This is a genomic window from Arthrobacter jiangjiafuii (assembly GCF_018622995.1).
Classification (GTDB): Bacteria; Actinomycetota; Actinomycetes; order Actinomycetales; family Micrococcaceae; genus Arthrobacter_B; species Arthrobacter_B jiangjiafuii.
The window spans coordinates 277,274-302,854 of record NZ_CP076022.1; the positions used below are offsets into that span (position 1 = coordinate 277,274).

At 67.1% G+C, this 25,581-nt stretch carries 27 protein-coding genes; 11 read left to right on the top strand and 16 right to left on the bottom strand.

The genetic code is table 11. From position 1 onward, the window contains the following. Positions 1–4: 4 nt before the first annotated feature. The 6 genes from KKR91_RS01495 to KKR91_RS01520 all read right to left on the bottom strand — a co-directional run bounded on the left by KKR91_RS01495 (position 5) and on the right by KKR91_RS01520 (position 5,677). Positions 5–772 (bottom strand): SCO1664 family protein, encoded by a 768-nt coding sequence (locus KKR91_RS01495; protein WP_210231450.1) that lies wholly within the window; start codon positions 770–772, stop codon positions 5–7. Further along, positions 772–1,332 (bottom strand): DUF3090 family protein, encoded by a 561-nt coding sequence (locus tag KKR91_RS01500; protein ID WP_210231449.1) that lies wholly within the window; start codon positions 1,330–1,332, stop codon positions 772–774. The genes KKR91_RS01495 and KKR91_RS01500 overlap by 1 nt, the downstream gene beginning before the upstream one ends. A 9-nt stretch (positions 1,333–1,341) precedes the next feature. Then, positions 1,342–2,049 carry a histidine phosphatase family protein gene (locus KKR91_RS01505; RefSeq protein WP_210231448.1) on the bottom strand — a complete coding sequence of 236 codons (708 nt, stop codon included), beginning with the start codon at positions 2,047–2,049 and terminating at the stop codon, positions 1,342–1,344. Positions 2,050–2,075: 26 nt separating this feature from the next. Next, positions 2,076–3,995, bottom strand: coding sequence for a hypothetical protein (locus KKR91_RS01510; protein WP_210231447.1), 1,920 nt, complete (start codon positions 3,993–3,995; stop codon positions 2,076–2,078). Continuing rightward, positions 3,980–4,747, bottom strand: coding sequence for an ABC transporter ATP-binding protein (locus KKR91_RS01515; RefSeq protein ID WP_210231446.1), 768 nt, complete (start codon positions 4,745–4,747; stop codon positions 3,980–3,982). The genes KKR91_RS01510 and KKR91_RS01515 overlap by 16 nt, the downstream gene beginning before the upstream one ends. Before the next feature lie 96 nt (positions 4,748–4,843). Next, positions 4,844–5,677, bottom strand: a complete 834-nt coding sequence (locus KKR91_RS01520) for a hypothetical protein (protein WP_210231445.1) — start codon at positions 5,675–5,677, stop codon at positions 4,844–4,846. A 181-nt stretch (positions 5,678–5,858) separates the two neighbouring features. Between KKR91_RS01520 and KKR91_RS01525 the strand changes: the two genes are divergently transcribed. Then, positions 5,859–6,200 carry a PadR family transcriptional regulator gene (locus KKR91_RS01525; protein WP_210231444.1) on the top strand — a complete coding sequence of 114 codons (342 nt, stop codon included), beginning with the start codon at positions 5,859–5,861 and terminating at the stop codon, positions 6,198–6,200. Further along, positions 6,197–6,667, top strand: a complete 471-nt coding sequence (locus KKR91_RS01530; RefSeq protein ID WP_210231443.1) for an HAAS signaling domain-containing protein — start codon at positions 6,197–6,199, stop codon at positions 6,665–6,667. Before KKR91_RS01525 ends, KKR91_RS01530 begins: the two co-directional genes overlap by 4 nt. A 51-nt stretch (positions 6,668–6,718) precedes the next feature. Here the strand turns inward: KKR91_RS01530 and KKR91_RS01535 are convergent, their stop codons facing one another. Both KKR91_RS01535 and KKR91_RS01540 read right to left on the bottom strand, forming a co-directional pair. After that, positions 6,719–7,159: a hypothetical protein gene (locus tag KKR91_RS01535; RefSeq protein ID WP_210231442.1), complete on the bottom strand. Its 441-nt coding sequence runs from the start codon at positions 7,157–7,159 to the stop codon at positions 6,719–6,721. Positions 7,160–7,216: 57 nt separating this feature from the next. Beyond that, positions 7,217–7,624, bottom strand: coding sequence for a RidA family protein (locus tag KKR91_RS01540; RefSeq protein ID WP_210231441.1), 408 nt, complete (start codon positions 7,622–7,624; stop codon positions 7,217–7,219). Positions 7,625–7,706: 82 nt separating this feature from the next. Here KKR91_RS01540 and KKR91_RS01545 point away from each other — a divergent pair, with 82 nt between their 5' ends. After that, the gene (locus KKR91_RS01545) at positions 7,707–8,087 is read left to right on the top strand and encodes a winged helix-turn-helix transcriptional regulator (RefSeq protein ID WP_210231440.1); all 381 of its coding nucleotides are present in this window, start codon (positions 7,707–7,709) and stop codon (positions 8,085–8,087) included. A 102-nt stretch (positions 8,088–8,189) separates the two neighbouring features. Next, positions 8,190–8,840 carry a maleylpyruvate isomerase family mycothiol-dependent enzyme gene (locus KKR91_RS01550; protein ID WP_210231439.1) on the top strand — a complete coding sequence of 217 codons (651 nt, stop codon included), beginning with the start codon at positions 8,190–8,192 and terminating at the stop codon, positions 8,838–8,840. Positions 8,841–8,879: 39 nt separating this feature from the next. On the opposite strand, the gene KKR91_RS01555 is transcribed toward KKR91_RS01550, so the two are convergent. Both KKR91_RS01555 and KKR91_RS01560 read right to left on the bottom strand, forming a co-directional pair. Then, positions 8,880–9,362 (bottom strand): hypothetical protein, encoded by a 483-nt coding sequence (locus KKR91_RS01555; RefSeq protein ID WP_210231438.1) that lies wholly within the window; start codon positions 9,360–9,362, stop codon positions 8,880–8,882. Between the two features lie 124 nt (positions 9,363–9,486). Next, entirely contained in the window at positions 9,487–11,388 is a 1,902-nt protein-coding gene (locus tag KKR91_RS01560) for an AfsR/SARP family transcriptional regulator (RefSeq protein ID WP_210231437.1), read from the bottom strand. Positions 11,389–11,523: 135 nt separating this feature from the next. Between KKR91_RS01560 and KKR91_RS01565 the strand changes: the two genes are divergently transcribed. Both KKR91_RS01565 and bsh read left to right on the top strand, forming a co-directional pair. After that, entirely contained in the window at positions 11,524–12,315 is a 792-nt protein-coding gene (locus KKR91_RS01565) for an SDR family NAD(P)-dependent oxidoreductase (protein ID WP_210231436.1), read from the top strand. A gap of 232 nt (positions 12,316–12,547) precedes the next feature. Beyond that, the gene (bsh, locus tag KKR91_RS01570) at positions 12,548–13,495 is read left to right on the top strand and encodes a choloylglycine hydrolase (protein ID WP_210231435.1); all 948 of its coding nucleotides are present in this window, start codon (positions 12,548–12,550) and stop codon (positions 13,493–13,495) included. Positions 13,496–13,517: 22 nt separating this feature from the next. On the opposite strand, the gene KKR91_RS01575 is transcribed toward bsh, so the two are convergent. Then, positions 13,518–14,123 (bottom strand): class I SAM-dependent methyltransferase, encoded by a 606-nt coding sequence (locus tag KKR91_RS01575; protein ID WP_237687443.1) that lies wholly within the window; start codon positions 14,121–14,123, stop codon positions 13,518–13,520. A gap of 175 nt (positions 14,124–14,298) precedes the next feature. Between KKR91_RS01575 and KKR91_RS01580 the strand changes: the two genes are divergently transcribed. Together KKR91_RS01580 and KKR91_RS01585 are read left to right on the top strand one after the other, a co-directional pair. Further along, on the top strand, positions 14,299–14,766 hold the full coding sequence (locus tag KKR91_RS01580) for a universal stress protein (protein ID WP_210231434.1): 468 nt from the start codon (positions 14,299–14,301) through the stop codon (positions 14,764–14,766). 10 nt (positions 14,767–14,776) lie between these two features. Then, on the top strand, positions 14,777–16,207 hold the full coding sequence (locus KKR91_RS01585) for a DUF2252 domain-containing protein (RefSeq protein WP_210231433.1): 1,431 nt from the start codon (positions 14,777–14,779) through the stop codon (positions 16,205–16,207). Here the strand turns inward: KKR91_RS01585 and murJ are convergent. Then, entirely contained in the window at positions 16,204–17,889 is a 1,686-nt protein-coding gene (gene murJ, locus KKR91_RS01590) for a murein biosynthesis integral membrane protein MurJ (RefSeq protein ID WP_237687444.1), read from the bottom strand. The genes KKR91_RS01585 and murJ overlap by 4 nt on opposite strands. A gap of 97 nt (positions 17,890–17,986) precedes the next feature. Here murJ and KKR91_RS01595 point away from each other — a divergent pair, with 97 nt between their 5' ends. Then, positions 17,987–18,265 carry a 2TM domain-containing protein gene (locus tag KKR91_RS01595; protein WP_210231431.1) on the top strand — a complete coding sequence of 93 codons (279 nt, stop codon included), beginning with the start codon at positions 17,987–17,989 and terminating at the stop codon, positions 18,263–18,265. Positions 18,266–18,275: 10 nt separating this feature from the next. Here the strand turns inward: KKR91_RS01595 and KKR91_RS01600 are convergent, their stop codons facing one another. Beyond that, the gene (locus KKR91_RS01600) at positions 18,276–19,862 is read right to left on the bottom strand and encodes a sulfatase-like hydrolase/transferase (protein ID WP_210231430.1); all 1,587 of its coding nucleotides are present in this window, start codon (positions 19,860–19,862) and stop codon (positions 18,276–18,278) included. 181 nt (positions 19,863–20,043) lie between these two features. Between KKR91_RS01600 and KKR91_RS01605 the strand changes: the two genes are divergently transcribed. Next, positions 20,044–21,075: an NADPH:quinone reductase gene (locus KKR91_RS01605; protein WP_210231429.1), complete on the top strand. Its 1,032-nt coding sequence runs from the start codon at positions 20,044–20,046 to the stop codon at positions 21,073–21,075. A 325-nt stretch (positions 21,076–21,400) separates the two neighbouring features. Here the strand turns inward: KKR91_RS01605 and KKR91_RS01610 are convergent, their stop codons facing one another. Further along, a complete protein-coding gene (locus KKR91_RS01610; RefSeq protein WP_475558897.1) occupies positions 21,401–22,474 on the bottom strand; it encodes a DNA polymerase IV in 1,074 nt (357 codons plus the stop codon). Positions 22,475–22,682: 208 nt separating this feature from the next. Between KKR91_RS01610 and KKR91_RS01615 the strand changes: the two genes are divergently transcribed. Next, a complete protein-coding gene (locus KKR91_RS01615; RefSeq protein ID WP_210231428.1) occupies positions 22,683–23,528 on the top strand; it encodes an alpha/beta hydrolase in 846 nt (281 codons plus the stop codon). Between the two features lie 35 nt (positions 23,529–23,563). Here KKR91_RS01615 and KKR91_RS01620 read toward each other — a convergent pair whose 3' ends face one another. Then, positions 23,564–24,595, bottom strand: coding sequence for an isopenicillin N synthase family dioxygenase (locus KKR91_RS01620; protein WP_210231427.1), 1,032 nt, complete (start codon positions 24,593–24,595; stop codon positions 23,564–23,566). A gap of 173 nt (positions 24,596–24,768) precedes the next feature. Beyond that, complete coding sequence (locus tag KKR91_RS01625; RefSeq protein ID WP_210231426.1) at positions 24,769–25,437, bottom strand: DUF1345 domain-containing protein; 669 nt, start codon at positions 25,435–25,437, stop codon at positions 24,769–24,771. Positions 25,438–25,581: the final 144 nt, after the last annotated feature.

The following is a 25,581-nucleotide window of genomic DNA, read 5'->3' on the forward strand; positions in this document are numbered from 1 at the left end:
CCGCTTAGAACAGCGGCCAAGGAACCGCGGGCATGTCGCCGCTCGGAGCGGGGAACTTCCCGGCCCGGCGCAGCCGGGCGCAGCGCGCGGCAAGTGAAGCAATCTCCTCGGCGGTGAGCAGCTTCGCCAGGTTCCGGCCCAGTTCACCCTCCAGTCCGGAGAGAACACAGTCGATCCCCGCGAGTTCCTCGGTGCTCAGCGCCTCGCCGATCCAGCCCCACAGCACCGTCCGCAGCTTGTGGTCGCTGTGGCAGGTCAGCCCGTGGTCCACGCCGAACCGGTGCCCGTCGCCCATGGCGAGGATGTGGTCGCCCTTGCGGTCGGCATTGTTGACGAGCACGTCGAACACCGCCATCCGCCGCAGTGCCGGGGTGTCTTCGTGGATGAGGGCGACGGCCCGCCCGTTCTGATCCTCACCCTCCAGGACCTGCTTCCAGCCGGTTTCCGGCACGTCGTCCGCCGGTACCAGGTCCACCGCGGTCTGCTCCGGGTCTGTCTCCTGCCACAGCTGGACCATGCCCTCGCCGAACGGGCCGTCGCGCAGCCAGGTGCGCGGCACGATGTTCCACCCCAGCGCCTCCGAGACCAGGTAGGCGGCCACCTCGCGGTGTGCCAGGCAGCCGTCGGGGAAGTCCCACAGCGGCTGCTCGCCCGCGATCGGTTTGTAGACGACGGCGGCGTCGCCGATGCTGCCCAGGAAGGTGGCGTTGGACGCCGTCGTGATGCGGCCGGTGAGCGTGAGCTCGGCGGTCACCAGGTCGGGCGCCGGCATCAGTTCTCGGGGAAGGTGCAGGTGTGCCCGTCGGCGTCGATCGGCTGGCCGCAGATCACGCAGATCGGACGCCCGGCGCCCACAACCTCCCGCGTGCGCTTGGCGAAGGCCCGGGCGGTGCCCACCGGCATCTTCACCCGCAGCACCTCTTCGGCGTCGTCGGTCTCGTCGTCCTCGTCCGCGAGGAATCCGTCGTCGTCCTCCTCCACCTCGGCCAGGGGGTAGGCCTCGATGACGAGCTGCGCCGTCGTCGGGTCCCAGCCCAGGCTCATCATGCCGGTGCGGAACTGTTCCTCCACCGGCTCGAGGTCGTCATTGTCGACCAGCTCGAGGGGAGTGCTGGTGGGCACGTGGAAGGGGTTGCCGTCGAGGGTGAGGAGCTGGTCGAGGATCTCGTCGATCTTCTCGGCGAGCTGGGCCGACTGCTGCTTCTCGAGGGCGATGCTGACGATTTGCTTCCCGGTCCGCACCTGCAGGTAGAACGTGCGCTGCCCCGGCACGCCGACAGTGCCGACGACGACGCGGTCAGGCCAGGCGAATTCGTGAACGGTTGTAGGCATAGGACTACTTTAGGCGCCCCGGGCCGGTGGCGCCGCGTGCCCTGCGCCACCGCCGACCGGTGCATCCTCAGATGGTGGGCTGGCCGCCAGCCAGGACAGGTCCCCGGCGTCGGTGTTGGTGGCGTGCACGGTGGGGCGTCCCGGGCCGTAGCGCACGATCGACACGGAGGCCGGCCCCACATTGATGCGCTGGAACAGGTCCAGGTGCATGCCGAGCGCGTCGGCGAGGACCGACTTGATGATGTCGCCGTGGCTCACCGCCACCCACACGGCCCCCGGCCCGTGCTCGGCCTCGAAGCCTGCATCGAGGCGCCGGATCGCCGCTACCGACCGGGCCTGCATCGCGGCCATGGACTCGCCGCCGGGAAAGACGACGGCGGAGGGCTGCGACTGCACCGTCGCCCACAGCTTCTCCTTCGCGACCTCCTCGAGCGTGCGGCCCTGCCAGGAGCCGTAATCGCACTCGGTGAGATCGAGCTCCACCGGCGTATGCGGGGTGCCAGACTGGCGGTCCAGGATGTACTGAGCGGTCTGCCGGCAGCGCTCGAGCGGGCTCGACACCACTCCGACCAGGGGCACGACGGCGAGCCGGTCCCCGGTCGCGGCCGCCTGGTCGCGGCCCACCTGGTCGAGGTCGACACCGGGGGTGCGGCCGGCCAGCAGGCCGGAGGCGTTCGCTGTGGTGCGGCCGTGCCGCACGAGGATTACTGTTGCCATCTCCCCAGCCTAGCCATCCGCCCCGCCTATTCCGGTTCGGCCCGCCCCACCTGGAGTCTGCCCGGCGGATCAGGCGTGGACGGGGCGCTCCATGACGAGGGCCGAAGGCTCCGCTTCGGGTTGCCATGCTGTCGCAGCACGCTGACTGCGAGCCAGATCAGTGTTCCTCCGATGAGGATCATGGCGGTGCAGGTGAGCCATCCCCACGGGTCCGGCAGATACATCGCCAGGAACCACACCCGCACGTCGTGGTTTCCGGTCAGTTTCAGAACAACCGGGACCAGGCCCTGCGCGAAGAGGGCGAGCGGGCCGAGGACGAGGCCGACGAGCACCACGGCACGTTCCCGGCCCGACGGGACAGGTTCGTTCCCGGGAGCAGGCGCCTTCACCACGCCCGGTGCGGCCCGCCCGGAGCGCATAAGCAGCAACACCTCGGGGGCGGTGCGCTCCAGGCGGGCAGCGGCTGCCCGGCCCAGCCCCACGGCTACGAATGCGCCGACGGCGATACTGATCAGCACTCCGGCCCACTGAACGACAGGGTTTTCTCCGACGGTCCCGTACAGGACGATGCCGAGACCAGGCACCGGTGGTACGCATGCCGCGAAGAAGACCAGGAAGGCGGTGCCCACCCCCTCCGTTCCCCCGCCCGGGCTGTTCCTGCGCTCGTGCGCATCCGGGCCGGGCTCCGGCGCGGTCACCGAAGCGTAGGCGACCAGCCCTGCTCCGCCACCGAGGGTTGCGGTCACGGCTGCGAGAGCCCACGGCCACGCCCAGCTCAGGTTGCTCCATGCCGTGAACGCGACCGTGACGGCGATCGCGAGGGGGCCGAAGACGATGAGGTAAGCCCATTGCCGTGCCCGGACATCGGCCCGCTCAGTGCCGGTCTGGACCGTGATCCAAAGACCGGTTCCGTCGAACGAGTACATGTTGGCCAGCCAGGTGGCAGCCATGAGTGCGATGAGCGTACCGGCCCAGGGCAGCAGCTGCGCCGCACCGAAGGAGAGCGGCAAGACGGCGGTGAGCACTCCCCAAACGATCGGTACGGCGACGGCCGTGGTGCGGGCGGGGTCGCGCCGCCAGGAAAGCAACTCCTTCAGGACGATTGCGCCGGTCGGCCCATTGAAGGGGAAGCGTCGCGGCGTCGGACGCCCGGAGGTTCCGCGGACCACCGTCCGCGCACCGCGCGCCTGGCCCAGCGCCGTGCCCCACGCGGCGAGCAGGGCCGCCGCCAGGACCAGCATCGCCATGACGATGCTCCACGCTTTTCCCCAGTCTCTTGCTCCGGCCGCCTCCACTGCGGCCAGCCCCCATCCGGACGGCGCCCACCGCAGTACCGACGCGACGCCGGACGGGAAGCCATGCTCGAAGATCCCGGAGACCATCAAGCCGACCAGGACCATCCAACCGGACTGGGTGAGTACGAGTACTGTGGCCAGCGTTAGTCCGCTGAGGGCCGCGCCGGCACGGGCGCGGGCGAGACGGCCGAACACCAGGTGGACCGTGCGCGAGATCAGCACCACCAAGCCGAGCTGAATGGCGGCCACCGGCACGGCCAGGAGGAAGGGCCAGGCGCCCAGGCGGGCACCGTATAGGGGGAGGCTGGCGAACAGCAGGATGGTCACGGCCGACGCGAGTCCGACGAATCCGGCCACCAGCAGCCCCGCGGCCAGTCGGTACCGCGGTATCGGGAGCGTCGCGAAATAGCCGGGGTGCAGCGGCTGTGCGGGCGACATCAGCGGTCCGACCACCCACCCGACGAGCCAGATGAGGTAGGCGGCCGCGAGCAGGTCCCCGGCGATCGCCGGCGCCGACCAGGCCGCAAGGGCCACCACCAGCAGGGCAGCGGATCCGCCCGCCGCGGCGCCCGTCCACGCCCACGCCGCCCGCCCTCCGACAACCTGGTTGCGGGTCAGCGCCAGTTTCAGCCGGATCAGGTCTCCAACCACGACAACCCTTCGGCACCGCCCCGCAGGGGATCGATCAGCGCGACGAATGCCTCCTCCAGGGTTCCTTCTCCGCGTACCTGTGCCAATGGGCCGCTGGCGACAATCCTGCCATCGGACATCACCGCAACGGCGTCGCACAACTCTTCGACCAAGGCCATCACGTGGCTCGACAACACGACGGACCGTCCCTGCGCCACCAGTCGCACCAAAATCCGCTTAAGCATCAACGCCGAGACCGGATCGACCGCCTCGAACGGTTCATCGAGCACCAGCACCCCGGGATCATGCAGAAGCGCGGTGGCCAACCCGATCTTCTTCCGCATGCCGGTGGAGTAGTCCACCACGAGGGTCCGCTCGGCCTCCAGCAGATCCATCACCTCGAGAAGTTCCTGTGCCCGAGCGTCCACCACTGTGGGGTCAAGTCCGCGCAGCCGCCCCAGGAAGGTGAGGACCTCACGCCCGGTCAGGAATTCCGGCATCGCCAGGCCATCAGGCAGCACGCCCAGCTGCGTCTTGGCACGCAACCCGTCACTCCATACGTCCGCGCCGAGCACCACCGATGTTCCGGCGTCCGGCCGCAACAGTCCAACGGCCATTGAAAGCAGAGTCGTCTTGCCGGCCCCGTTCGGGCCGACGAGCCCGAAGAAGGACCCGCGGGGCACGTCCAGGTCCACCCGGTCGACCGAGACTTGGGACCCATAGGTCTTGTAGAGTCCCCGGATGGCCAAGGCCGGCTGATCGACGTCGTTCATCGTCACTCCCCGGTCGCGCTGCGGCGGATGGTCAAGACGGTAGTGCCCCATGCCGGGGTGGGCAACTACCTGCCAATCCGCCGCTAATAAGCCTCGTTATTTTTTGCCGAGGTCCAGGGGGCCGCCCTGATTGTTCCTGAAGCGCTCGCGGAGGAAGTTACCCATGTTGGACAGTTCCGCGGAGGTGTGGCGGTGGCGGCTGGAGTGCAGCGTCTCGGCCTGCCTGGACAGAAGCTGCAGCTGCTCAACCAGTTCCTCATTGGGAGTTCGTCCGTTCACCTGGCGGGTATCCACCATGCCGGGCGGGATGGCCAGGTAATTCCGCAGAACGGCCGGCAGATATTCACGCACAGTGGCGGTCAGCTCGTACTCAAACTGCGGATCGCCCATTGGCTGCCGGGTTTCCGTGTCGATGACGGCGTCCAGCGTCTGGCATGTTTCCAGGACGCTGATGTACGAGTCCGTGGGAAGCCGGTTCTTGTTCTGCTTCGCGAGTGTGGCCGTCCAAACCAGGGCCTGCGACAGTCCCTGGGTGGGCCCTTCCGTCGGTGCCCCTGACGGCGGTGCGTAGTGGGCCGGCTGGGTCGACTGGGCCGGCTGGGCCGGCTGGGTGGTTGCAGGGTGCGGCGTCATGACCTGGTGCTGCCGTCCCCGGACCCTGCGGTGCAGCCAGAGGTCCCGCAGCAGATAGGACCGGATGGCCGAGACGGGGATGGTCCCGAGTCCTATTAAGCCCGCCGTGATGAAAAACGCGCTGTCGGAGGGCACGGCGAAGGCGCCAATGAGCAGGGCGATGTAAACGGCACCCTCGAGGGTGACTTTCCAGTTCTTCCGCCGGACTCCGATCATGAGTACCAGCAGCGGCAAAAAGGGAAAAAAGAAAACGGCAACTGCGACCTTGAAGATGTTCCCCACAGTGAGACGCGACATCGTTATCCTCTCGGGGAATGGGTTGCGGGACAGAACTGCAGTCTAGCCGCGACCACAAAAAATGGCGTGCTGCGTTGGTGGCTCATGGGGGCAGGAGCGCTCCCCGGGCCGAGGAACTTACGCGCGATCCGCCGTCGTCCGCTGGTTGCATGCACTGCACGCTACCGGTAGCGTGCAGTGCATGGCACCTTCACCTGAATCGGTTTTGACGCAGCTCCGCAAGGGCACCGTGGACTACTGCGTTCTCGCCTGCCTGCGCTCCGGGGCCGCGTACGGGCTGGAAATTGCCGAGCGGCTAGGGGAGGGGAAAGTCCTGTTCGCCAGCGGCGGCACCCTCTATCCGCTGCTTTCGCGTCTGCGGCAGCAGGGGTGGGTGACGACGACGCTGGAGCCATCGCCCGTGGGGCCGCCCCGGCGTTATTACCACCTCACCGAAGAGGGCGAGAGCGCCCTGCGGGTCTTTACCCAGACCTGGAACCTGTTTGCCGCGGATGTCACGACCATGATCAAGGAGACTTCATGAACACCACCGAACCGATGCCGGCCCTGTTGGAGGCGTACTTCGCCGATCTTGATCGGGCGCTGATCGGCACCGATGCACGGGAGCGCGCCGAGACGGTCCAGGCGATGCGCGAGCACGCGGCCGAGATGCTCCACCGGTATGGGGCGTCGGAGGAGACCGCTGAACGCGTCATCGGCGACTTCGGGCCGGTGGAGCAGGTTGCCGCCGCCGCCACTCCCATGCCCGCCCCGGCCTCCGCCCCGGCCCCGCGTTCCTGGAGCGACATCTGGCTGCTCGTGGGCTCCGTTGTGAGTCTCATGTTCTTTGTGTTCCCGTTGTTCGCGATCGCGATGCTCGTCTGGGCGATCGTGAGGATCAGGCGCAATGGTGGGAACCGGACGCTGCAGAAGGCGGCCTTGTGGATCTCTGGTGTGTCGGCCGCGTTCTCGATCGGGATGTTCATCAGCCACGTCGTCCACGCCCTCTGACGTTGGCGTAGCGGCCGCGAGCGGCGGCCGCCTCCGCCTCCGCCGAGCTGGTTAGGAGCGCACCAGCAGGTTCGGGTGCAGCTGCCGCCAGCCCTCCGCCAGTTCCCTGCCGGCGTCGTAATCATTGTCAATGAGCTTCGCCTCTACCGCCGGGACCCCGGGCTCCTGCACTGTTACACCCGGAATCTCGCCGCCACATCCCGTGGAGGTCAGGCTCGTCTCCACATTTTCGATGACTGCGCACACCGAGTTCTGCTCTGGCGTGTCCGACACGATGGCATAGAAGGAATAGACGCCGTCCTCCGCCAACAGCTGCCGCGGGTCTCCTGCCGTGATGTCCAGAGTTTTGGCGAGTTCTGCGGAGGCGTTGGCTGTCGCTGCAGATTGCGGCGGTGTCTCAGGCCCAGACGCCTCGGGTGAGGGATCGTTGCTGCAGCCGGCCAAGACCAGCAGCAAGGTGAAAGCGGTGGCCGCTGTGGTGAAAGCACGCACGAGACTCCTGACGACGGTGAAAGGGCACTTGCCTCACCCTAGTCCGGGAATGGATTCCTAATCCACGACGGCGGTCGCCTCAATTTCGACGAGGATGCCCGGCTCGTACAGCTGCACCACCTCGATCAGCGACGCCGGCGGAAGGGGCAGCGGCAGGTCGATCTCCTCGGCCACCAGCTGGATCCCCGCCATGAGTTCACCGATTTTCTCCGGCTGCCAGGCGGTGACGTAGAAGGTCATCCGGACCACATCCTGGAACCGCGCGTCGGCTCCGGCCAGACCGCGGGCCACGTTACGCAGCGCCTGGGCCACCTGGCCGGCGAGATCCTCGGGAATCGGCAAGCCATCCTCCATGTGGGCCACCTGCCCCGCCACATACACGGAACGTGTTCCCGTGGCCGAGGCCACGTGGTGGTAGGGCGCGTTGGGCAACATGCCTTCAGGGCTGAATAGTTGAACGGGCATTGGGTCCTCCTGGTTTAAGACTTCAAGTTAGGAGTCTGTTTATACTAGGTATCTTTAGGGAACTTCAACGAAACCAGGTGTCATGACCGATACTTACCTGCCCTTGGAACAGGGGCTGAGCATGGACGCTCCGCACCGCGAACTGCTCAGCCAGGTGCTGGACAAGTGGTCGCTGAGCGTGCTGAATGAGCTGTGCAAGGCACCGTGCCGGTTCAATGAGCTCCGCCGTGCGATCCCCGAGGTCACGCAGAAATCGCTGACGACCACTCTGCGCCGGCTTGAACGCAACGGCGTGATTGAGCGCCGGATCCTGGCCACCCGGCCGGTGGCCGTGGAGTACCGGATGACCCCGCTGGGAAAGTCGGCACGCGAACCCGTGGATGCGCTGCTGAAGTGGGCCTCGGAGAACCTCGAGGAAATCGAGCAGGCCCGCACAGCATTCGACGACGCGTCCGCCGAGTGATCCGGGCTCTGGGGGAGTATTGCGGCTAATGCTCGGGTTGACTCCCTGACCGAGGCGCATAGGCTCACCGGATGCAAAGTGAAGGCGTGGTTATATGGCCGCATGCCTTTCCGACGCTCGGCGCCCGTGTGGCCAGCCGTCCATAGCGAACGCCGAGCCCTGATCAGGGACCTCGAAACGCTGGCCCCGGAGTTATGGGCACAGCCCTCGCTCTGCCCCGGCTGGGACATTCACGACGTCGTCGCCCATCTTGTGGATTCCGCGAAGACGACCCGCCTTAGCTTTCTGCGTGGGCTGATCGCCGCGAAGTTTGATTTCGACAAACAGAATGCGAACGGGATCGCCAGGGCCCGTGGTGCGACTCCGGAAGCGACCCTGGCTGAATTCCGCCGCATACGGGACGAAACGAAGACGCCGCCCGCTGCTCCGGCAACCCGGCTCGTCGAGGCGATTGTCCACGGTGAGGACATTCGGCGTCCTTTGGGGATCCTGCATTCCTACCCCGGCGCGTCGGTCGATGCGGCGTTGCGGTATCAGCTCAAGACCGGCGTCTCGATGGGTGGCGGCAAGGAACGCGCCGCCGGTTTTCGTCTGCAGGCTTCCGATACGGGGCTGGAGCACGGTTCCGGTCCGGTGGTCAGAGGAAGCTCGTTGGTGCTTCTCTTGGCCGTTTCGGGCCGCCCCGTCGCTGAGGAGGAGTTCTCCGGTGCCGGCGCCGCGATGTTTGTGCGGAAGCTGAACCAAACCTCTTGATAAGAGAGACCGCTCCAATTTGCGGGCTTTTGCGCGGCCCTATTTCACCTCGGTGAAGCGGGTGCCGAGCGGTTCCGAAAGGACAGAGAGGTCCATGGGCTCAGGAGCTGTGGTGCCGACTCCGACCTCGGAATAGTCGACAACAAACCAGTTCCTGCCCTCGGCAAAATACACGGAGCCGTCCGGCTGCGCCGCGCCGGCCATCAACGCGTACGCTTCGTCTCGCGCATCTAACGAGTCAAAGTAAAAGATCTCGACGGTTTGAGTGCATTTCACGGATTCGGCGGGTATCTGCCCGGCGTCACCCATGACAGCGGTGGATGCGGGCGGATCGTCCAGGCACTCGAGCTGCCCGGACACCGCCTGCCGGGCCTCTTCCAATGAACTGACCGAGGGCAGGTCATCAGGCGAATCATGAGTAGCTGCACTCTCCGCGGCGCAGGCCGAGCATGCTCCGACGAGTAGCGTCAGGAAACCAGCGGTCACGGCAACTCGGTTTTTCAGCATCATCGCGTCCCCCATTTGGTTCCCCATTTGTTGTGTTCGCTATCGTGGCACACCGGGGACCAACGAAAAAGCGTCCGGCAAAGCAGCCCGGGTAGCTCACGCGTCGGGACGCTTTGGGGACACGGCCACCCGGGCGCGGCTAATCACTCCGGGAGCTGATCCACCCTTCGCAGAAACCTGCGAGATCATCCAACAGCGGGCGGACCGCTCCCAGATCGACTGCCCCGCTGCCGGCGGCACGCTCGCCCGCCGCCGGCAGGAGAGCGGCGTGCGCACGGCGGGCCATCTGCCGGTTGCCGCTCTCGATCGCCGCCAGACCGATCAGGAACCACGACACCTCGAGCAGTAGATCACGGGGCGGCTGCGGCAGGGTGTCGAGGGCCGCACTGGCATCAGCCAGCCGGCCGGTCCGTGCCAGCAGAAGCGGGCGTACCCACGGTTCATACGGACCAAAGTCGCCATCCGGAAGCACCGTCCCATTCCGGATGGCAGAAGCGAGTCCGGCCAGGGCGGTCAACCCCGTCCGGAACCCGGGCATCTCGTCTCCGGCGGGCGGCGGCGGACCCTGCAGGAAGGTCCACCGGAACCAGCCGGTGAAGACCGTGGCCAGCGCCCGGTCGAACCGGGCAGCCAGCTCGTCGATCCGGTCGGCTTCCCGGGAGGCAGCGGGGATGTCATCGAGGGCGCACAGTGCCTGCATCCGGATCAACCGGCCCTGGAGTTCGAAGGTCGGCAACTCCGTGTCCAGGGCCAGGGCAATGATTTCGACGCCGATGGCCTCCCGCGCGCCGGCCAGGCCCGCCGTCGGAAACGTCTGCTGATAGCGGGCGCTGAGTGCAAAGCAGAGCAGTGACGGATCGTGCAGGTCCCGGGCAATCCGCTCCGCCTCGAGCACCTCCGCCAGCCGGTCCGCGGTTCCGCGGGATTCCATGGCGATGGTGGCCAGCAGTCGCGCCCGCACCCGGGCCGACGCCCCGGCCGGCAGGACCTTGAGCGTCCGCAGGGCGGCGTCGACAATCGCGGCAGAGAAGGCCGGATCATCCGAACGGGTCCAGCTCCCGGGGACTTCAAAGCCGCCGATAACCCGCGCCGCCAGCTCCGGATCGCCGAACTGCTCCGCGGCGGCGATCGCTGCCATACGCTGCTCGGCCGCCAACCGGACCGACCCGGACACCGCCAGCACCGGCAGCAGGCTCGCCACGCTTTCCAGCTGAGCCCGTTGCCCGGTGCGTCCCGCAGCCGTAACGGTCCGCGCAAGCAGCGAGCCGCCGTCGTCGGGCACAAGATCCAACGCCGGATCATGCCGCAGGATGCGCTGCTCCAACTCGGCCAGCTGGTTCCCGGGATCCAGGCCCAGATCATGCCGCAGGGTGGAACGGGCGCGGGTCAGAAGGGCGAGGGCGTCCGCCTGCCGGGCAGAGCGGTAGAGGGCCAGCGCGAGCAGCCGCCAGCCTTCCTCCCGCCACGGGTGCTCGGCGACGTGGGCATCGAGCAGCGCGAGCACATCCTGTGGGCGGCCGAGGTCCAGCCGGGCGGACGCCAGCTGCTCCACCGTAACCGCCCGCAGCCCGGCCAGCCGCGTCCGTTCACCGGATGCCCAGGGACGGGTGCCGAATTCCTCAAACGCTGTGCCGCGCCACTCCTTCAGCGCCGCAGCCAGCTCGCGCTCGCGGGCGTCCGGGTTCAACCCCGCCGCACCCTGGAGGGCCTGTTCAACACGCCAGAGATCGACGTCGTCGGCCGCGAGGGAGAGCGCATAGCCGCCGCCGCTGGTCAGCAGGACCGCCGGGGGAGTGCGCGGCGGGCGGTCCGGTTCGAGGAGGCGGCGCAGCTCGCCGATGAAGGTGCGGACGGCGCCCACCGCGCCGGCCGGGGCGTCCTCCCACAGCTCGTCGATCAACCGCTGCGTGGAGACTGTCCTGCCGCGGGCAGCAACCAGGATGCCGAGGATCTCGCGGTGCCGGGCCTTGGACAGGCGGAGCGGAGTATCCCCGCGCCCGGCGCAAATGGGGCCAAGAACGCGGATCCGCAGCTTATTCACTTTTTTGATTCTAGTTCGCCCCGGTGCGCTGATCGGGCGCTGATCCGGCTCTGGAATCGTCAACTGTGAACCACGCCGGAAGGACCGACGCCGGTGAGAGCCGCGGGTTCCACCGTGCGGCAAGGAAGGAACACCATGGATTTGCAGCTCACAGGGAAGACCGCGTTTATCAGCGGTTCCACCCAGGGGATCGGTTACGCCGTGGCCACGATGCTGGCCCGCGAGGGCGTGGCCGTGACCATCAACGGCCGGGACGCCGGAAAGCTCGCAACCGCCGTGGAGGCATTGCAGCGCGAGGTGCCGGGGTCGGTAGTGGACGGCATCGCCGCCGACTTCGCGGTGCCCGCGCAGGTGGAGCGGCTCTGCGCGGAACTGCCCGACGTCGACATCCTCATCAACAACGTGGGCCTGTTCGAGCTGAAACCGTTCGAGGACATCTCCGCCGAGGAGTGGCGCCGCTACCTCGAGGTAAACACCCTCAGCGGTGCACGGCTGGCCCGCCGCCTGCTGCCGGCCATGCTGGAGCGCGGATGGGGCCGGATCGTCTTTATCAGCAGCGAATCGGGCGTGAATGTGCCGGCCGACATGATCCACTACGGCGCGTCCAAGGCTGCGATGATGGCCGTGGGCAACGGCCTGGCCAAGCTCACCCGGGGCACCGGGGTAACCGTGAACTCGGTGCTGGGTGGACCCACGTATTCCGACGGCGTCGCCGCCACGGTGGAAGGTTTCGCCGCTGCGACCGGGCAGTCCGTTGCCGGCATGAAGCAGGCGATCATCGGGGCCAACCAGACCTCGCTGCTGGAGCGGTTTATCGAGCCCGGGGAGATCGCCGCGATGGTCACCTTCCTGGCCAGCCCCCTTGCGTCCGCGACCAACGGTGCCGCCGTGCGCGTGGACGGCGGCGTGCTGACCAGCGTGGTTTAGGTCCAGCTGAACGAGATGGGCGGCATGCTCACCGATCGCTTCGGCGTGACCTGGGTGATCGACGTCGAGACCTCCTCCAATGGCTGATATCCCGGGGCGAAGGTGAGCCAATTGAGTGTCCGGAGCCCGGGTTCGGCGGGAACCCACTGCCGCCGGCCCGGGGTCCGGGCCTAACTTGGAGAGGGCAAGCCAGACACCGAAGCCCTAGCTTCGTAATCAGAGGGAGCACCACATGTGCACAGGCATCAGATTCTCGGACGGCAGCGGCAACCTCTATCTCGCACGCAACCTCGACTGGACTTCCGACTTTGGGGAGCGGGTGGTGGTGACGCCCACCGGATACGCCACAAAATCGCCATTCGGTGCTGTGCCGGAGATCCGGCATGCGGTGATCGGCATGGGCATTGTGCAGGAAGACACGCCGCTGTACTTCGACTGCGGCAACGACGCCGGCCTGGCCGTCGCCGGCCTGAACTTCCCGGGGTACGCGGAGTACGCGCCGGAGGCGGTGGAGGGCGCGACAAACGTCGCCGCGTTCGAGTTCCCGCTCTGGGTGGCCTCCCAGTTCTCCAGTGTTGACGAGGTCGAGGCAGCGCTCGCCGATGTTGTCATTGTCGACAGGCCGATCAACGAAAAGTACGCGAGCTCGCTGCTGCACTGGATCATCGGCGACGCCAACCGAGCCATCGTGGTGGAGTACACGAGTACCGGCATGCACGTCTTCGATGACGACGTCGATGTGCTCGCGAACCAGCCCGGCTTCGGCTGGCACCACGAAAACCTGCGCAACTACCTCAATACCGCGCCCGACTTTCCGGAGAAAGTCGTGCTGAACCGGGCGGATCTGGTTCCGTTCGGCTCGGGCTCCCTGATGCGGGGGATCCCCGGCGACTACTACTCGCCGTCCCGGTTCGTGCGGGCGGCCTACGTCCACGCGCACTATCCGGACAAGACCACCGAGGAAGAGAACGTCAGCCGCGCGTTCCACACCCTGCAGCAGGTCGCCATGGTGGACGGCAGTGCGGCCATGGGTTCGGGCGAGTTCGAGAAGACCACCTACACCGGGCTCTTCTCCTCCCGGACGATGACCTACTACTGGAACACCTACGACGACCCGGCGGTCCACAGCGTGGCGATGGCCGACCACGCGGACGGAACGAAACTGGTGGTCGTCGACTAGCTCGTCAGCGCAGGAGGGACTGCTATTTCCGGCCGAAAACGGCCACGAGGAAATCGGCATCCGGTGCAAACGGACGCAGGTCCCAGGTGGAGAACTTCTGCTGGCATTCCAATCCGGCAACCGCTGCGTCTTCGAGGAACTGCCCGAAGTCGTACCCGCGGCCGGCACCGAACCCGGTGACCAGGCGTCCGCCGTCGGCCAGGTGGTCCTTCATCCGGGACAGGACCTCCTGCTGGGTGCCCGGCGCCACGAACGTCAGGACGTTTCCGGCGCACACGATCGCGTCGAACGGCTCGGCGATGCCGGCCGCTGGCAGATCCAGTTCGGCCAGGTCGCCTACCAGCCAGGGGATATCGGGAAAGTCCTGCCGGGCGGCTTCAATGAGTTCCGGGTCAACATCGACGCCGACGACGTCGTGACCGCGGGCTGCCAGCTCGCCGCCCACCCGGCCGGGGCCGCAGCCGGCGTCGAGGATCCGCGCGCCGCGCGGCACCAGCGCGTCGATCAGCCGGGCCTCGCCGTGCAGGTCCGCGCCCTGCTCGCGCATCTGCGCGAACCGGGCGATGTACCAGGCCGAATGGCCCGGTGATGAACGTTTCTTGGTCTCCCAGAGGGTTTCTTTGCGCACGCTTCCAGCCTACGCGGCAGGTGATCGGGACGCCGACCCAGCTCCTGCTCCGCCGAGCCGGAGGGACGCCGCCCGACGACTTTGGCGCTTCCGCGGGCCGGGGCGCCGTCGACCCTGACGGGCCGGCAGACGCCGGGGCTACGATGCTCACGAGCGGCGGTGAAAGGGAACACAAATGACCAAAGACAGTTCATTCACGATTGTGGTCGGCTTAGACGGCTCCAAAGACTCCCAGGCCGCGCTGGACTGGGCGGTGGATGAGGCCCGGCAGCGCGGCGGCCAGCTCCACCTGATCACCGCCTGGACCAAGCAGCCCATGGCCTGGTATCCGGCGGTGCTGGAAACGGCGGCCGGCGGCATAGCCGTGGTTGACTCTCCGGAGGAAGACGCCGCGACCGTCCAGGCGAAGGCGCTGAAGTCCGTGGCGGACACGGGGGTGAGCGCCACCGGGCAGGTCATCCACACGCATTCGGCGGCGTCGGCGATCCTGCAGGCCGCCCAGGAGGCGGATCTTGTGGTCATCGGCTCCCGGGGCCACGGCGGATTCCCCGGCCTGCGCGTCGGCTCGGTGACAACGCACGTCGTCAACCATGCCCCGGGAGCGGTCCTGGTCGTGCGGCCAAAGCCCGCCGCGGCACAGTGAGGCGCTGATCATGGCCGAGACGAAAGTTGAGCACCCCGGCGTGCAGGAACGGGTCGCCGCGGGCAAGGCGCTGAGGGAAACGACGCCGGTGTCCAGTCACACGGGTTGGCTGCCCGCGCCGGACCGGCCCGATCCGCTCGCCCTGCTGGAGGAACAGAACCTCACCCGGGACCAGGACCTGGTGCCGGTGCGGCACGGCCGGATGCTGGCCTCCCCCTTCACCTTCTTCCGGGGTGCCGCCAAGGTTATGGCCGCCGACCTCAAGGACACACCGCGGGCCGGCCTGGGCGTCCAGCTCTGCGGTGATGCCCACCTGTCCAACTTCGGGCTGTTTGCCTCCCCGGAGCGGAACCTGCTGTTCGGCCTGAACGACTTCGACGAAACCCTTCCGGGGCCGTTTGAATACGACGTCGAGCGGATGGCTGCGAGCTTCACCATCGCGGCGCGGAACAACGAGTTCAGCAACAAGGAAACGCGCACCGTCACGCTCACGGCGGTTCGGGCCTACCGGGAAGCGATGGCCGGGTTCGCGCAGATGCGGACCCTGGATATTTGGTATGCCCGGCTGTCCGAGGACCTGCTGCAAACCATGCTGGCGGGCGAGGCGTCCCAAAAGGGCAAGTCCGCCAAGAAGGCCCGGAAGGCGGAAAAAGCGGTGGAAAAGTCCGCCGCCAAGGCACGTACCCGGGACAGCCTGCAGGCGCTGTCCAAGCTCGCCGAGCATGTGGACGGAAACTACCGGATCGTCAGCCAGCCGCCCATCGTGGTTCCGCTTCGGGAGCTGGGAGACGCCTTCGGGATGTCCGCGGACGAGGTCCAGCAATCACTCCATGAGCAGCTCCGGTCCTACCGCGCCACGCTGCAGGCCGACCGGCGCAGCCTGCTCGAGCGCTACCAAATCATCGACGCCGCACGCAAGGTGGTCGGCGTGGGCAGCGTTGGCACCCGGGCGTTCATCGTGCTGCTCCAGGGCCGCGACCAGGAGGACCCGCTGTTCCTCCAGATCAAGGAAGCCACCCGGTCAGTGCTCGAAGACCATCTCCCCAGGAGCAGGTACGCCCAGCCGGGCCAGCGCGTGGTGCAGGGGCAGCGGATGATGCAGGCGGCCAGCGACATCTTCCTGGGCTGGACCAAGGGTGTGCAGGAGAACCGGTATCTGTACTGGCGGCAGCTGCGGGACATGAAGGGCTCCGCCGACGTGGAAGCGATGCGCCCGTCCGGCATGGCGTTTTACGCCCAGGCCTGCGGCTGGACCCTGGCCCGGGCGCATGCCCGCTCGGGAGACCCGATAGCGATCGCCGCCTATCTGGGAAAGAAGGACAAATTCGATCTGTCGATCACCGATTTTTCCGAGCGCTACGCCGACCAGAACGAACGGGACTACCAGGGTTTTGCCGCTGCGGTCCGCTCGGGCCGCCTGGCGGCAACCGAGGGGGTCTAGGATCGCCGGAACCGGGCGCGCAGTGAGCCGGTCAGCTGGTGGAGTTCGTCGACCCGGAGCAGCCGCAGCATGCCCGCATAGACGGCGGACATGAGCACGCCGCCCACAACCAGCACGACGACGGCGTTGAGCTTTGACTGCCACAGGTACCCGCCGTCGTCGTACCCGCCAAACAGCCAGCAGAGCGCCGAACCGGCACCGGCCGCGACCATTCCGGCGATGATGAACCGGACGTGGGCGTCAAAGACCTCTCCGGCGCCGTAGGAGCCGATGGTCCGCCGGAGAAAGAGATGGCTGACGACGACGGCCGTCACGTTGCCGAGGGAATAGGCGACGGCGAGTGTCGGGACGATGAGCCGGGGATCCGACATCCCTGCCACCACGGCCAAGCTCACGCCCACCGCGGACAGGATCAGTTGGATCTTCAGTGGTGTCTTTACATCTTCACCGGCGTAGAAGACGCGTCCGAGGAGGAAATTGGCGCTCAGGAACGGGGCCCCCACGGCGAGAATGGCGATGATGGTGGCGTTGAGGGCGGCCGCCCCGGCGGATTCGCTGAAGAGCATGCCCAGCGGACCGGCGAAGGCCAGCAGGGCAGCGGCCCCGAACACCGTGGCTACACCGGTCAGGCGCAGGCCCTGGGAGAGAATCGCCCGGACGGTCTGCAGGTCACTGGCGGCATGGGCTGAGGACAGCTGATTGAACATCACGGTGGCCAGGGACAACGCGATCACGGCGTGCGGCAACTGGTACACCAGGACCGCGACGTTCAGGTTCGTCAGGCCTGCGATCAGTACGGGCGGATCCTGGGCAAGGAGCCCGTCCCGGGCCTTGGTGGCGAGCGTGGCCACGTAGAGGTTCACGAAGTACAGGCCGTTGCCAACGAGCATGGTGACGATGGTGACGGAGGCCAGTTTGGCGGTGCGGCCCAGGCCCATCCCGCGGATGCCGAACTTCGGCTTTAAGCCCAGGTTGAGCCGTTTAAGCGGAAGAAACAGGACCAGGGCCTGGATGGCGATGCCGGCCGTGGTGCCCCCGGCCAGGAGGACCGTCTGCGCCGGCGTCCACGTCTCGGGGCTGTGCCCCTGCGCTTGTTCTGAGCCCATCAGTGTGAGGAAGGCCAGGAGGGTGCCGATGGACACGATGTTGTTAACCACCGGCGCCCACATATACGGGCCAAAGGAACCGTTGGCGTTCAGGATCTGGCCCACCACCGCGTAGATCCCGTAGAAGAAGATCTGCGGCAGGCACCAATAGGCGAAGACCGTGGCGAGCGCGAGCTCCGCACCCGCCAACGGGGTCACTACCCGGAGAATGACGGGGGCGGCGAGTGTCGCCAGCACCGTGAGGACCAGCAACACCGCCGCGGCAAGGGTCAGGAGCCGGCTCACATAGTCGGCCCCACGGTCCGGCCGCCGGCTGGCCCGAACGATTTGGGGCACCAGAACGGCGTTAAAGACGCCGCCGGCAATCATCAGGTAGATGAAGTTGGGCAGGTCGTTCGCTGCCGTAAACAGATCCGACATCCTGGCGCTGGTGCCGATGGCAGTGGCGAGCAGTGCCGTCCGGATGAGGCCGAGGAGCCGGGAAACGACGGTCCCGGCCGCCATGACCGCGCCGGCGCGGGCGGTGGACCCGGCGTCCGGCGCTGACGCCTTCTCCAGGGATGCTGCTGTCTTCATGTCAGCCATCGTTCCAGATCGCCGCCCGGTGAGCGCACGGGCTCGCTCGAGGGGCCGGTGGAGATCCACGGAGCTTGACCAGCACAGGAGGACCGTGATGACCCGTGATGAGGAAATCGAACAGCGTGCCCGCGCTATCGTCATAGCCCGCACCGTCTACAAGGCCGTACTGGTGGTGTGGCTGATTGCTATCTCCGCCATGCTGCTTATTTGGTGGCTGACGACGCCGAACGGCTATTTCTGGCCTGTCTGGCCGATCCTGGGGTTGGCTGTGGCCGCTGTTGTGTGGGGCCTGGCGCTATACCGGAAATTCCCCTTCCGGATACAGGATGACAAGGTCGCCCGGGAGGTTAAGCGTCTCCGTGACGTGGGCTGATGGCGGACGGCTACGGCGGGTCCTTAAGGATCCAGGCGTCCGCGTAGAACTGCGGGGATGCCGAGTGGAGCAGTTCGGCGTAAACGTCAGGCTCCAGTGACTGTGCCGACCGGTCCGGGACCTCCGCGGCGAAGGCCGAGACGCCGAGCCCGGCCTCGTGGTCCTGGAGGGTCAGGCCGGCGGCCTCCAGGATGGTGGGGTACATGTTCAGCTGGTCTATGTGCGGGCGCAGCATGGTGTTCCCTGTCCCCGGAACCGTCGCCGGAACCGCTCCCGGAATTGGTGCCGGGGCAGCCCCGGATCCCGCCCCCGGGATCCAGATCCGGTTGAAGATGGTGCGGTTCCCGTTTCCGTCCAGCTGCTCGTGGAAGGGATCGCCTGCGCTCATCGGCTTGAGGTGGTCGCCCATGATCACCACGGCGGTGTCGTCGAGGTAGCCCTTTTCCTTCATGTGGTTCACAAACCCCGCCACCTGGGCCATGGAGCAGGAGAACACGGAGAGGGCTTCGGCCTGGGTGTCCACGGGGCAATAGTCGAAACGGTGCACCGGATCGTGCGTGTCCAGCGTCAGCATGGTGAGGTTGAACGGCTGGCCGGTCCGCTCGGCCTCCGCATGCAGTTCGTCGATTTCGTCCTTGGCGTGGGCCATCAGGCGTTCGTCGCTCAGGCCCCAGTCGCTGCGGAAGCTCGTCTCCGGTTCGTTGGCAGCGCGCCAGTCGGAGAGGCCCTTCTGCTCGGAGTAGCCGTGGCTGCTCAGGAAGGTGTCCTTCCCGGCGAAGGCGCCATTGGCACCGCCCAGGAACACGTTGGTGTAGCCGTGTCCGGCCAGGACGTCGCCCAGGCACACCGACCCTCTCAGGTAGCCGGCAACATTGCCGCTGAGCCAATCGGTGGCCCCGCTGCCCGTGCTGGAGCCCGCTCCCTTCAGCGGAATGCCGCATTGGGTCGCGACGAAACCGGCCATGGTCCAGCCTCCGCCCTCGTACTGTTGGAAGCCTTCCACGCTCTGCCAGCCTTCTGCGGCCGGGGTGGCTTCGTTCAGGGGAGCGAACGCGTCCTTTTCGAACAGCTGGACATCGCCGAAGGTCGCTTCGCCGGCCTCCAGATAGATCAGCACCAGGTTCCGCTTGTCCGTGCCGCCGGTGACCGCCGGTTCCACGTAGTAGTCGCCAAGGTTGTATTTGGACACCGCCGCCCGGAGGTAGTCGGCCATGCCCACAGCGGTGGAGAAGGCAGTTGTACCGCCGGTCACCAGCGCGGCCACCAGTGCAGCCGAAACTGCCCGGACCAGCCACTCCGCGCGGTGCGTGCGCAGGCCCTCGCCGTTGTGGCGGCGCCTGCGGCGGCGTAACCGCCACGCGGCAATCAGTGCGGTGATAAGCAGGGGAGCGACGCCGATTCCCAGGATGCCCATCCAGACGAGGGCTCCGCCCCCGCCGTCGGTTTCCACGGAAACGAGGTTCAGGAGCATCTGGTTCACCGAGATTTCGCCCCAGTAAAAACGGATCCCGGCGCCGGCGATGAGCAGCACCAGTCCCGCCCAAGTCAGGAGGTAGACCAGGAGGTGTCCGAGGATGACCCCGATCCGTCGGGTCATCTGAAGACTCCTCCCAGCCATGGTCATACCTCGCGTTTCCGCCCGCCCTTGTGGCTGAAAAGCCTAGTGCCGCTTGGCAGTGCGTTCAACAGCCCTCATCCGCCCGGGGCCGTGGCTGCCGCAGAACGTCCCGGCGCGGCACACGGGGAATAGAAAGCAGACTGGGCAACTTCTACTGCTCATGAAGACAATCGTGTACTCCACAGCCGGTGATTCGTCCGTCCTCAAGCTGGTCGACCGCGAAGCGGCCGCCCCCGGGCCGGGTGAAGTGCGGGTCCGCATCGTGGCCTCCGGCGTGAACCCGACCGATTGGAAGGCCCGCGCCGCCGGCACCGCGTTCCCCGAGATGGTCCCCAACCAGGATGGTGCCGGGATTGTCGACGCGGTGGGCGGCGGCGTCACCGAGCCGAAGGTGGGGGACCGGGTGTGGATCTATCTCGCCGCCCACGGCCGCCCCACCGGCACCGCCCAGGAGTTCGCCGTGCTGCCCGCAGACCGGGTTGTGCCGCTGCCCGAAGGCATCGGGTTCGACGTCGCTGCCAGCCTCGGTGTTCCCGCGATGACGGCGCACCGCGCGCTGACCGTCCACGAAAACGGACCGTCCCGGCTGGCTCCCGAAGCCCTCACCGGCCGCGTGGTCCTCGTCCAGGGCGGTGCCGGTGCAGTGGGCCACGCCGCCATCCAGCTCGCGGTCTGGGCCGGGGCCACCGTGATCGCCACGGTCAGCAGCGACGCCAAGGCGGACCTGGCCCGCGCCGCCGGCGCCCACCATGTGGTCCGCTATCCCGACAACGCGGAGGCCGACCGGATCCGGGAGATCGCCCCGGACGGCGTCGACCACATTGTGGAGGTCTCCCCGGCGCAGAACGCGGCCCTCGACGTGGAGGTGATCGCGAACCACGGTTCCATTGCCTATTACGCGAACAACAACGGCGAGGAGTTCAGCGTGCCCATCGTCGCGAGCTTCGCGAAGAACGTCCGCTGGCAGGGCGTGCTGGTCTACACCGTGGGGTCGGAGGCGCATCACGCAGCAGCGGAGGACATCACGGCCGCACTGCGCGACGGCGCCCTGCCGGTCGGGGAGTCGGCCGGACTGCCGCTGACCTGGTTCGGGCTCGAGGAGACCGCCGCCGCGCACGACGCCGTCGAAAACGGCACCACCGGTAAGGTCCTCATCCGGGTGGGGGAAGGAACCGGGGAGGAAACCGCATAGCCACATGAAAAAGCCGGGCCATCGCCTGGGGGTGGCCCGGCTTCTGTGCTGGTTTTTCTACTTCTGGTCGTCGTCGTCCTTGTTCCCGCTGACGGCGTCCTTTGCCTTTTCTTTTGCCTGATCAACCTTCTCCGGGTTGTCCTTGGCTGCGTCCTTTGCCTTGTCTGCCATACCGCCTAGATCTGCCATGGGATTCTGCCCTTCCTGTCTAGGACCCGGCGCGCGCCGTGCAGCGGCCCCGGTCTGATACACCCCATCCTGCGCCGCCCCGGGAGCTTGTGACCCGTATGCAGGCTCTTTAAATCCCAATGACGCCGTTTACCCTTCACCATCCGCCGCGCGTGGGTGTATGTCCCTTCCGGGCGTCGTCGGGCATGGTCATTTCGGCCCGCAGGCCCAGAAGCCGGATCGGCCGGCCGGCCTCGATGGCGCCGGCCAGGTCCAGGGCCCGCGCGAGGACTTCAGTCCGGTCGAAGGTCTCGGGAATCTTCTTGGCGTGGGTCTTGGTGGTGAACGGGGCGTACCGGACCTTGAGGGTCAGCCCGATCACCGGCCGCCCCTCCGCCGCGACATCCTTCAGCACCTGCGCCGTCAGCTCGCGCACGGCCTCGTCCACCTGGACGGGCTCCGTCAGGTCGCGCTGGAACGTGGTCTCCCGGCTGTGCCCGCGCGCAACCCAGGGGGTGTCGTCCACCGTGCCTGCGCCGTCCCCGCGTCCGAGTTCCGCGTACCAGGGGCCCATTTTGGGCCCGAACTCCGGGACCAGGCCCTGCGGATCGGCGGCAGCGAGCTCGGCAACGGTGTTGATGCCGAGCTTGGCCAGCCGGCCGGATACCTTGGAGCCCACGCCCCACAGCGCCTTGGTGGGCCGTTCTCCCATGACCTCCAGCCAGTTTGCCGCGGTGAGGCGGAAGACGCCGGCCGGCTTGCCGAAATCGGTGGCATTTTTGGCCCGGACCAGGGTGTCGCCGATGCCGACGCTGCAGTGCAGCCGGGTCCGGTCCAGGACGGCGGCCTGGATCTGCCGTGCGTAGGCTTCCGGGTCAGCGGTTTCCGTACCGACGAAGGCTTCGTCCCAGCCCAGGACCTGCACGACGGCGCCGGGCTGGCTGCGCAGGGTGGCCATCACTGTCTCGGACGCCGCAAGGTATTCCTCGTGATCGACCGGGAGGATCACGGCGTCGGGCACTTTCCGTGCCGCGATGCGCAGGGGCATGCCCGAACCCACGCCAAACGCCCGGGCCTCGTAGGACGCGGTGGACACCACGGCCCGTTCCGTGGGGTCGCCCCGGCCGCCGACAATGATCGGCTTGCCCGCCAGCTCCGGCCGCCGGAGCACTTCGACCGCCGCGATGAACTGGTCGAGATCCACGTGCAGCACCCACCGGTTTCCACTCACGCGACCAGTGTGCCCTAAACCTCCCCGAGGCGGATACCGGTGCCATACCTTCTCGGCGCGGCTGGATTACCTGGCCCCGGTCTGCCGTGGCGGCCGACCATTTCATGGTCCTTGTGTTGTGCGCGGCAAGTCATGCCGTGATGCTTGTTGCCCTCTCGTCCTGATCCGATCTGCCAAAGCCCATCGCACCCAGGGAAGGCGCGCCATCATGGACAGCTCCCATACCCCCGACACCATCGTGCTGGTCCACGGACTGTGGGTAACCCCGCGCAGCTGGGAAGAGTGGAAGGCCCGCTATGAAGCCCAGGGCTTCACCGTCCTCACGCCGGCCTATCCCGGATTCGAAATCGAGGTCGAGACGCTGCGGGAGAACCCCGACGTGATCGCGAACCTCACCGTGCCGGAAACCGTGGCTCACCTCGCGGGCATCATCGAGGACCTGCCCGAACCGCCGATCATCATGGGGCACTCCTTCGGCGGACTCCTGACACAGCTGCTCCTGGCCCGCGGACTGGGGGCCGCCGGCGCCGCCATCAATGCAGCCCCCACCGAGGGTGTCCGGGTCACTCCGCTGTCCCAGGCCCGGTCCCTCTTTCCCGCGCTGAAGAACCCGGCAAATTTCCACAGGGCCGTGGGCTTCACGCCGGAGGAATGGCATTACGCCTTCACCAACTCGCTCAGCCGGGAGGACTCCGATGCCGCTTACGAGCGCTACGCCATCGCCGCCCCCGGGCACTGGGTCTGGGCCTACGGACTGCTCGCGAACTTCCAGCCGGGGCACCAGGAGACCTGGGTGGACTACTCCGCCGACAGGGCGCCGCTGTTGTTCATCGGGGGCAGCGAGGACCACATCATGCCCCCGTCGGTGAACCGGTCCAACGCCAAACACTGGGCCAAATCGCCGGCGCTGACGGAGTATCACGAGTTTGACGGCCGCACCCACTGGACCTGCGCCGAACCCGGGTGGGAAGACGTCGCCGACTATGCCTTGGAGTGGACGCTCGCCCACGCACAGCCGCAGCCGTCCGCGCCGGAGCAGGGGAGTCCCGGATAGTCCCGGTGGGGGAGCAGGTTTCCTGTTTGGCTTTCCTATTTGGCGCCGATGAGCTCCGGGTGATGCAGCGTGGCGACCTGCGGATGGGCCCGCAGCCAGCCCTTGAGCACGTTGGAACCGTAGGACGCGAGCATCGGATTCTGCGGATCGTCGGAGATGCCGCGGGACTGCGCCGCGAGTTCGGCGGGCAACTCCACCGGGTCAATGACGGCGTCCAGCCGCGGGGACCAGAAGAACGGAATGGCGTAGCGGTCCACGCCCGGAGCCGGCGCGGTCACCCGGTGGATCGTGGCCGAGAGATACCCCTGGGTGGCCACCTCCAGCATCTCGCCGAGGTTGACCACGAGCGCCCCGGGGATGGGCTCCACCGGAATCCAGGTGTCGGACTCGTGCGGCCGGACCTCCAGTCCGCCCACCGAATCCTGCAGCAGCAGCGTCACGAAGCCGTAGTCAGCGTGCGAGCCCACTCCCTGCGTGCCTGCTTCCTTCACCTCACCGCCCACATAATGGGCCAGCTTGGCCATCCATGCCGGGGTGCCTTCGAACGGCTCGGCGAAGTGGTCCTCTGGGAGTCCAAGTGAGACGGCGATCGCGCTGAGGAGTTCGGCCCCCACCCCTGACATCAGTTCCGCCCATTCCATCGACTGCTGCCGAAGCTCCGGCAGGACATTGTCGGGAAACAGGTTCGGGCCCTGGACCAGCCAGAACGGCTGGTCCGCCGGGTAGTTCTCCACCGGCGCGCGTTCCGGACCAAAATCGATCTGCTCACGGGAATCCGGACGCCCCTGGGTCAGCTCGGTGCCGAGCCGGGTGTAGCCGCGGAAGTGCGGAGACTTCCGGTTATCCAGTGCCATCCGGTCCTCCAGGGGCAGGTCAAAGAAACGCTTGGTGACGTTGAACAGCTGGTCCACCTTGGCCTCGCCGGCGCCGTATCCGACCAGCTGGAAGAAGCCGATCCGATGGGTTGCTTCCCGCAGCGCAAGGATGAACTCGGCATTGAAGGAACCGTCCGTGTTGCGGGCGGTGCTCAGGTCCAGGACAGGAATGGAGGTGGGGATCGCAGTCATGGTGGCGAAGTTATCACCGGGCGCTGTCAACTGGGATCCCAATGTTACGTAGAAACGCACAAGAGCCTCCTGACCTGCGTGTTTGGTCATCGGCCGGACGGGGCTGGTGTAACAAAACGACGCGCTGCGACATGTGGCAGGGCCTGGCCACCCATGACCGGGACCTCCCCTGATCAGGGAAAGAGGATCGCGATAAGCAGGGCAATGATGAAGGTGCTGAAGGCGAATCCAATGAAAGCCTGGCCGGTCACGGCCGCCCGGGCCCGGGCGGTCAGGACATTGATGTCGGAGGAAGAAAACGTCGTCGCGATCTGTGCCGCGAGGTAGTAGTAATCGGTGAAGACCGCGGACGCCGGACCGGGCAGTTCGAAGGCATCCCCGGCGCCATCCAGCCGCGCGTAATGCACGGCGTAGGTGGAAACGGTAACCAGCCAGGCGCTAAGGACGACGACGACCGTCAGGCCATTCGCCAGGTTGCTGGTGACCAGCCCCGGGAGGAAGAGGTCGAGGGCGACGGCGGCAGTGGCGAGGAGGGATGCCTGGATATTGACCGTCGGCAGCCTGCCGGTCCGGGTGGCGGAGGCCTGCAGCCAGGCCCGCAGGGTGGACGAATCCGCAGGGGCGAATACCCGGTGGGTGAGGGTGAGCCAGACGGCGGCGTAGGCGATCCAGAAGATGAAGGCGGTGAGTGTCGCAGTGTTGACGGTTAGCCGGACAGGATTCACCAGGATGTATGCCGTGAACGTCACGGCACCGCTGGGCAGCGCTACCGCCAGGGCGGTGAGGCTCCGGCGGCGGTCGGAGGCCAGCGCGGGCACGCCTGGCGGCGGCTGGGAACTCATGGCGGTGATCGTAGCGGATGGGTTCCACCACCACCCGGGAGTTCCATCGGGGCTATTACGTCATGGAAATGTGCGCTAATCGTTCGGATGTGGTCTGATGATGAAGGTCGATTTTAGGTTTGCCTTACCTCCGCAAGTGATAGG

What these genes read in the sequence shown, in the direction of transcription:
- bsh (WP_210231435.1), top strand. Translation starts at nt 12,548, where the DNA reads ATGTGCACAGGCATCAGATTCTCGGACGGCAGCGGCAACCTCTATCTC.
- murJ (WP_237687444.1), bottom strand. Translation starts at nt 17,889, where the DNA reads ATGAAGACAGCAGCATCCCTGGAGAAGGCGTCAGCGCCGGACGCCGGG.
- KKR91_RS01605 (WP_210231429.1), top strand. Translation starts at nt 20,044, where the DNA reads ATGAAGACAATCGTGTACTCCACAGCCGGTGATTCGTCCGTCCTCAAG.
- KKR91_RS01505 (WP_210231448.1), bottom strand. Translation starts at nt 2,049, where the DNA reads ATGGCAACAGTAATCCTCGTGCGGCACGGCCGCACCACAGCGAACGCC.
- KKR91_RS01600 (WP_210231430.1), bottom strand. Translation starts at nt 19,862, where the DNA reads ATGACCCGACGGATCGGGGTCATCCTCGGACACCTCCTGGTCTACCTC.
- KKR91_RS01585 (WP_210231433.1), top strand. Translation starts at nt 14,777, where the DNA reads ATGGCCGAGACGAAAGTTGAGCACCCCGGCGTGCAGGAACGGGTCGCC.
- KKR91_RS01625 (WP_210231426.1), bottom strand. Translation starts at nt 25,437, where the DNA reads ATGAGTTCCCAGCCGCCGCCAGGCGTGCCCGCGCTGGCCTCCGACCGC.
- KKR91_RS01520 (WP_210231445.1), bottom strand. Translation starts at nt 5,677, where the DNA reads ATGTCGCGTCTCACTGTGGGGAACATCTTCAAGGTCGCAGTTGCCGTT.
- KKR91_RS01530 (WP_210231443.1), top strand. Translation starts at nt 6,197, where the DNA reads ATGAACACCACCGAACCGATGCCGGCCCTGTTGGAGGCGTACTTCGCC.
- KKR91_RS01555 (WP_210231438.1), bottom strand. Translation starts at nt 9,362, where the DNA reads ATGGGGGACGCGATGATGCTGAAAAACCGAGTTGCCGTGACCGCTGGT.
- KKR91_RS01540 (WP_210231441.1), bottom strand. Translation starts at nt 7,624, where the DNA reads ATGCCCGTTCAACTATTCAGCCCTGAAGGCATGTTGCCCAACGCGCCC.
- KKR91_RS01550 (WP_210231439.1), top strand. Translation starts at nt 8,190, where the DNA reads ATGCCTTTCCGACGCTCGGCGCCCGTGTGGCCAGCCGTCCATAGCGAA.
- KKR91_RS01495 (WP_210231450.1), bottom strand. Translation starts at nt 772, where the DNA reads ATGCCGGCGCCCGACCTGGTGACCGCCGAGCTCACGCTCACCGGCCGC.
- KKR91_RS01580 (WP_210231434.1), top strand. Translation starts at nt 14,299, where the DNA reads ATGACCAAAGACAGTTCATTCACGATTGTGGTCGGCTTAGACGGCTCC.
- KKR91_RS01615 (WP_210231428.1), top strand. Translation starts at nt 22,683, where the DNA reads ATGGACAGCTCCCATACCCCCGACACCATCGTGCTGGTCCACGGACTG.
- KKR91_RS01545 (WP_210231440.1), top strand. Translation starts at nt 7,707, where the DNA reads ATGACCGATACTTACCTGCCCTTGGAACAGGGGCTGAGCATGGACGCT.
- KKR91_RS01565 (WP_210231436.1), top strand. Translation starts at nt 11,524, where the DNA reads ATGGATTTGCAGCTCACAGGGAAGACCGCGTTTATCAGCGGTTCCACC.
- KKR91_RS01620 (WP_210231427.1), bottom strand. Translation starts at nt 24,595, where the DNA reads ATGACTGCGATCCCCACCTCCATTCCTGTCCTGGACCTGAGCACCGCC.
- KKR91_RS01525 (WP_210231444.1), top strand. Translation starts at nt 5,859, where the DNA reads ATGGCACCTTCACCTGAATCGGTTTTGACGCAGCTCCGCAAGGGCACC.
- KKR91_RS01500 (WP_210231449.1), bottom strand. Translation starts at nt 1,332, where the DNA reads ATGCCTACAACCGTTCACGAATTCGCCTGGCCTGACCGCGTCGTCGTC.
- KKR91_RS01515 (WP_210231446.1), bottom strand. Translation starts at nt 4,747, where the DNA reads ATGAACGACGTCGATCAGCCGGCCTTGGCCATCCGGGGACTCTACAAG.
- KKR91_RS01595 (WP_210231431.1), top strand. Translation starts at nt 17,987, where the DNA reads ATGACCCGTGATGAGGAAATCGAACAGCGTGCCCGCGCTATCGTCATA.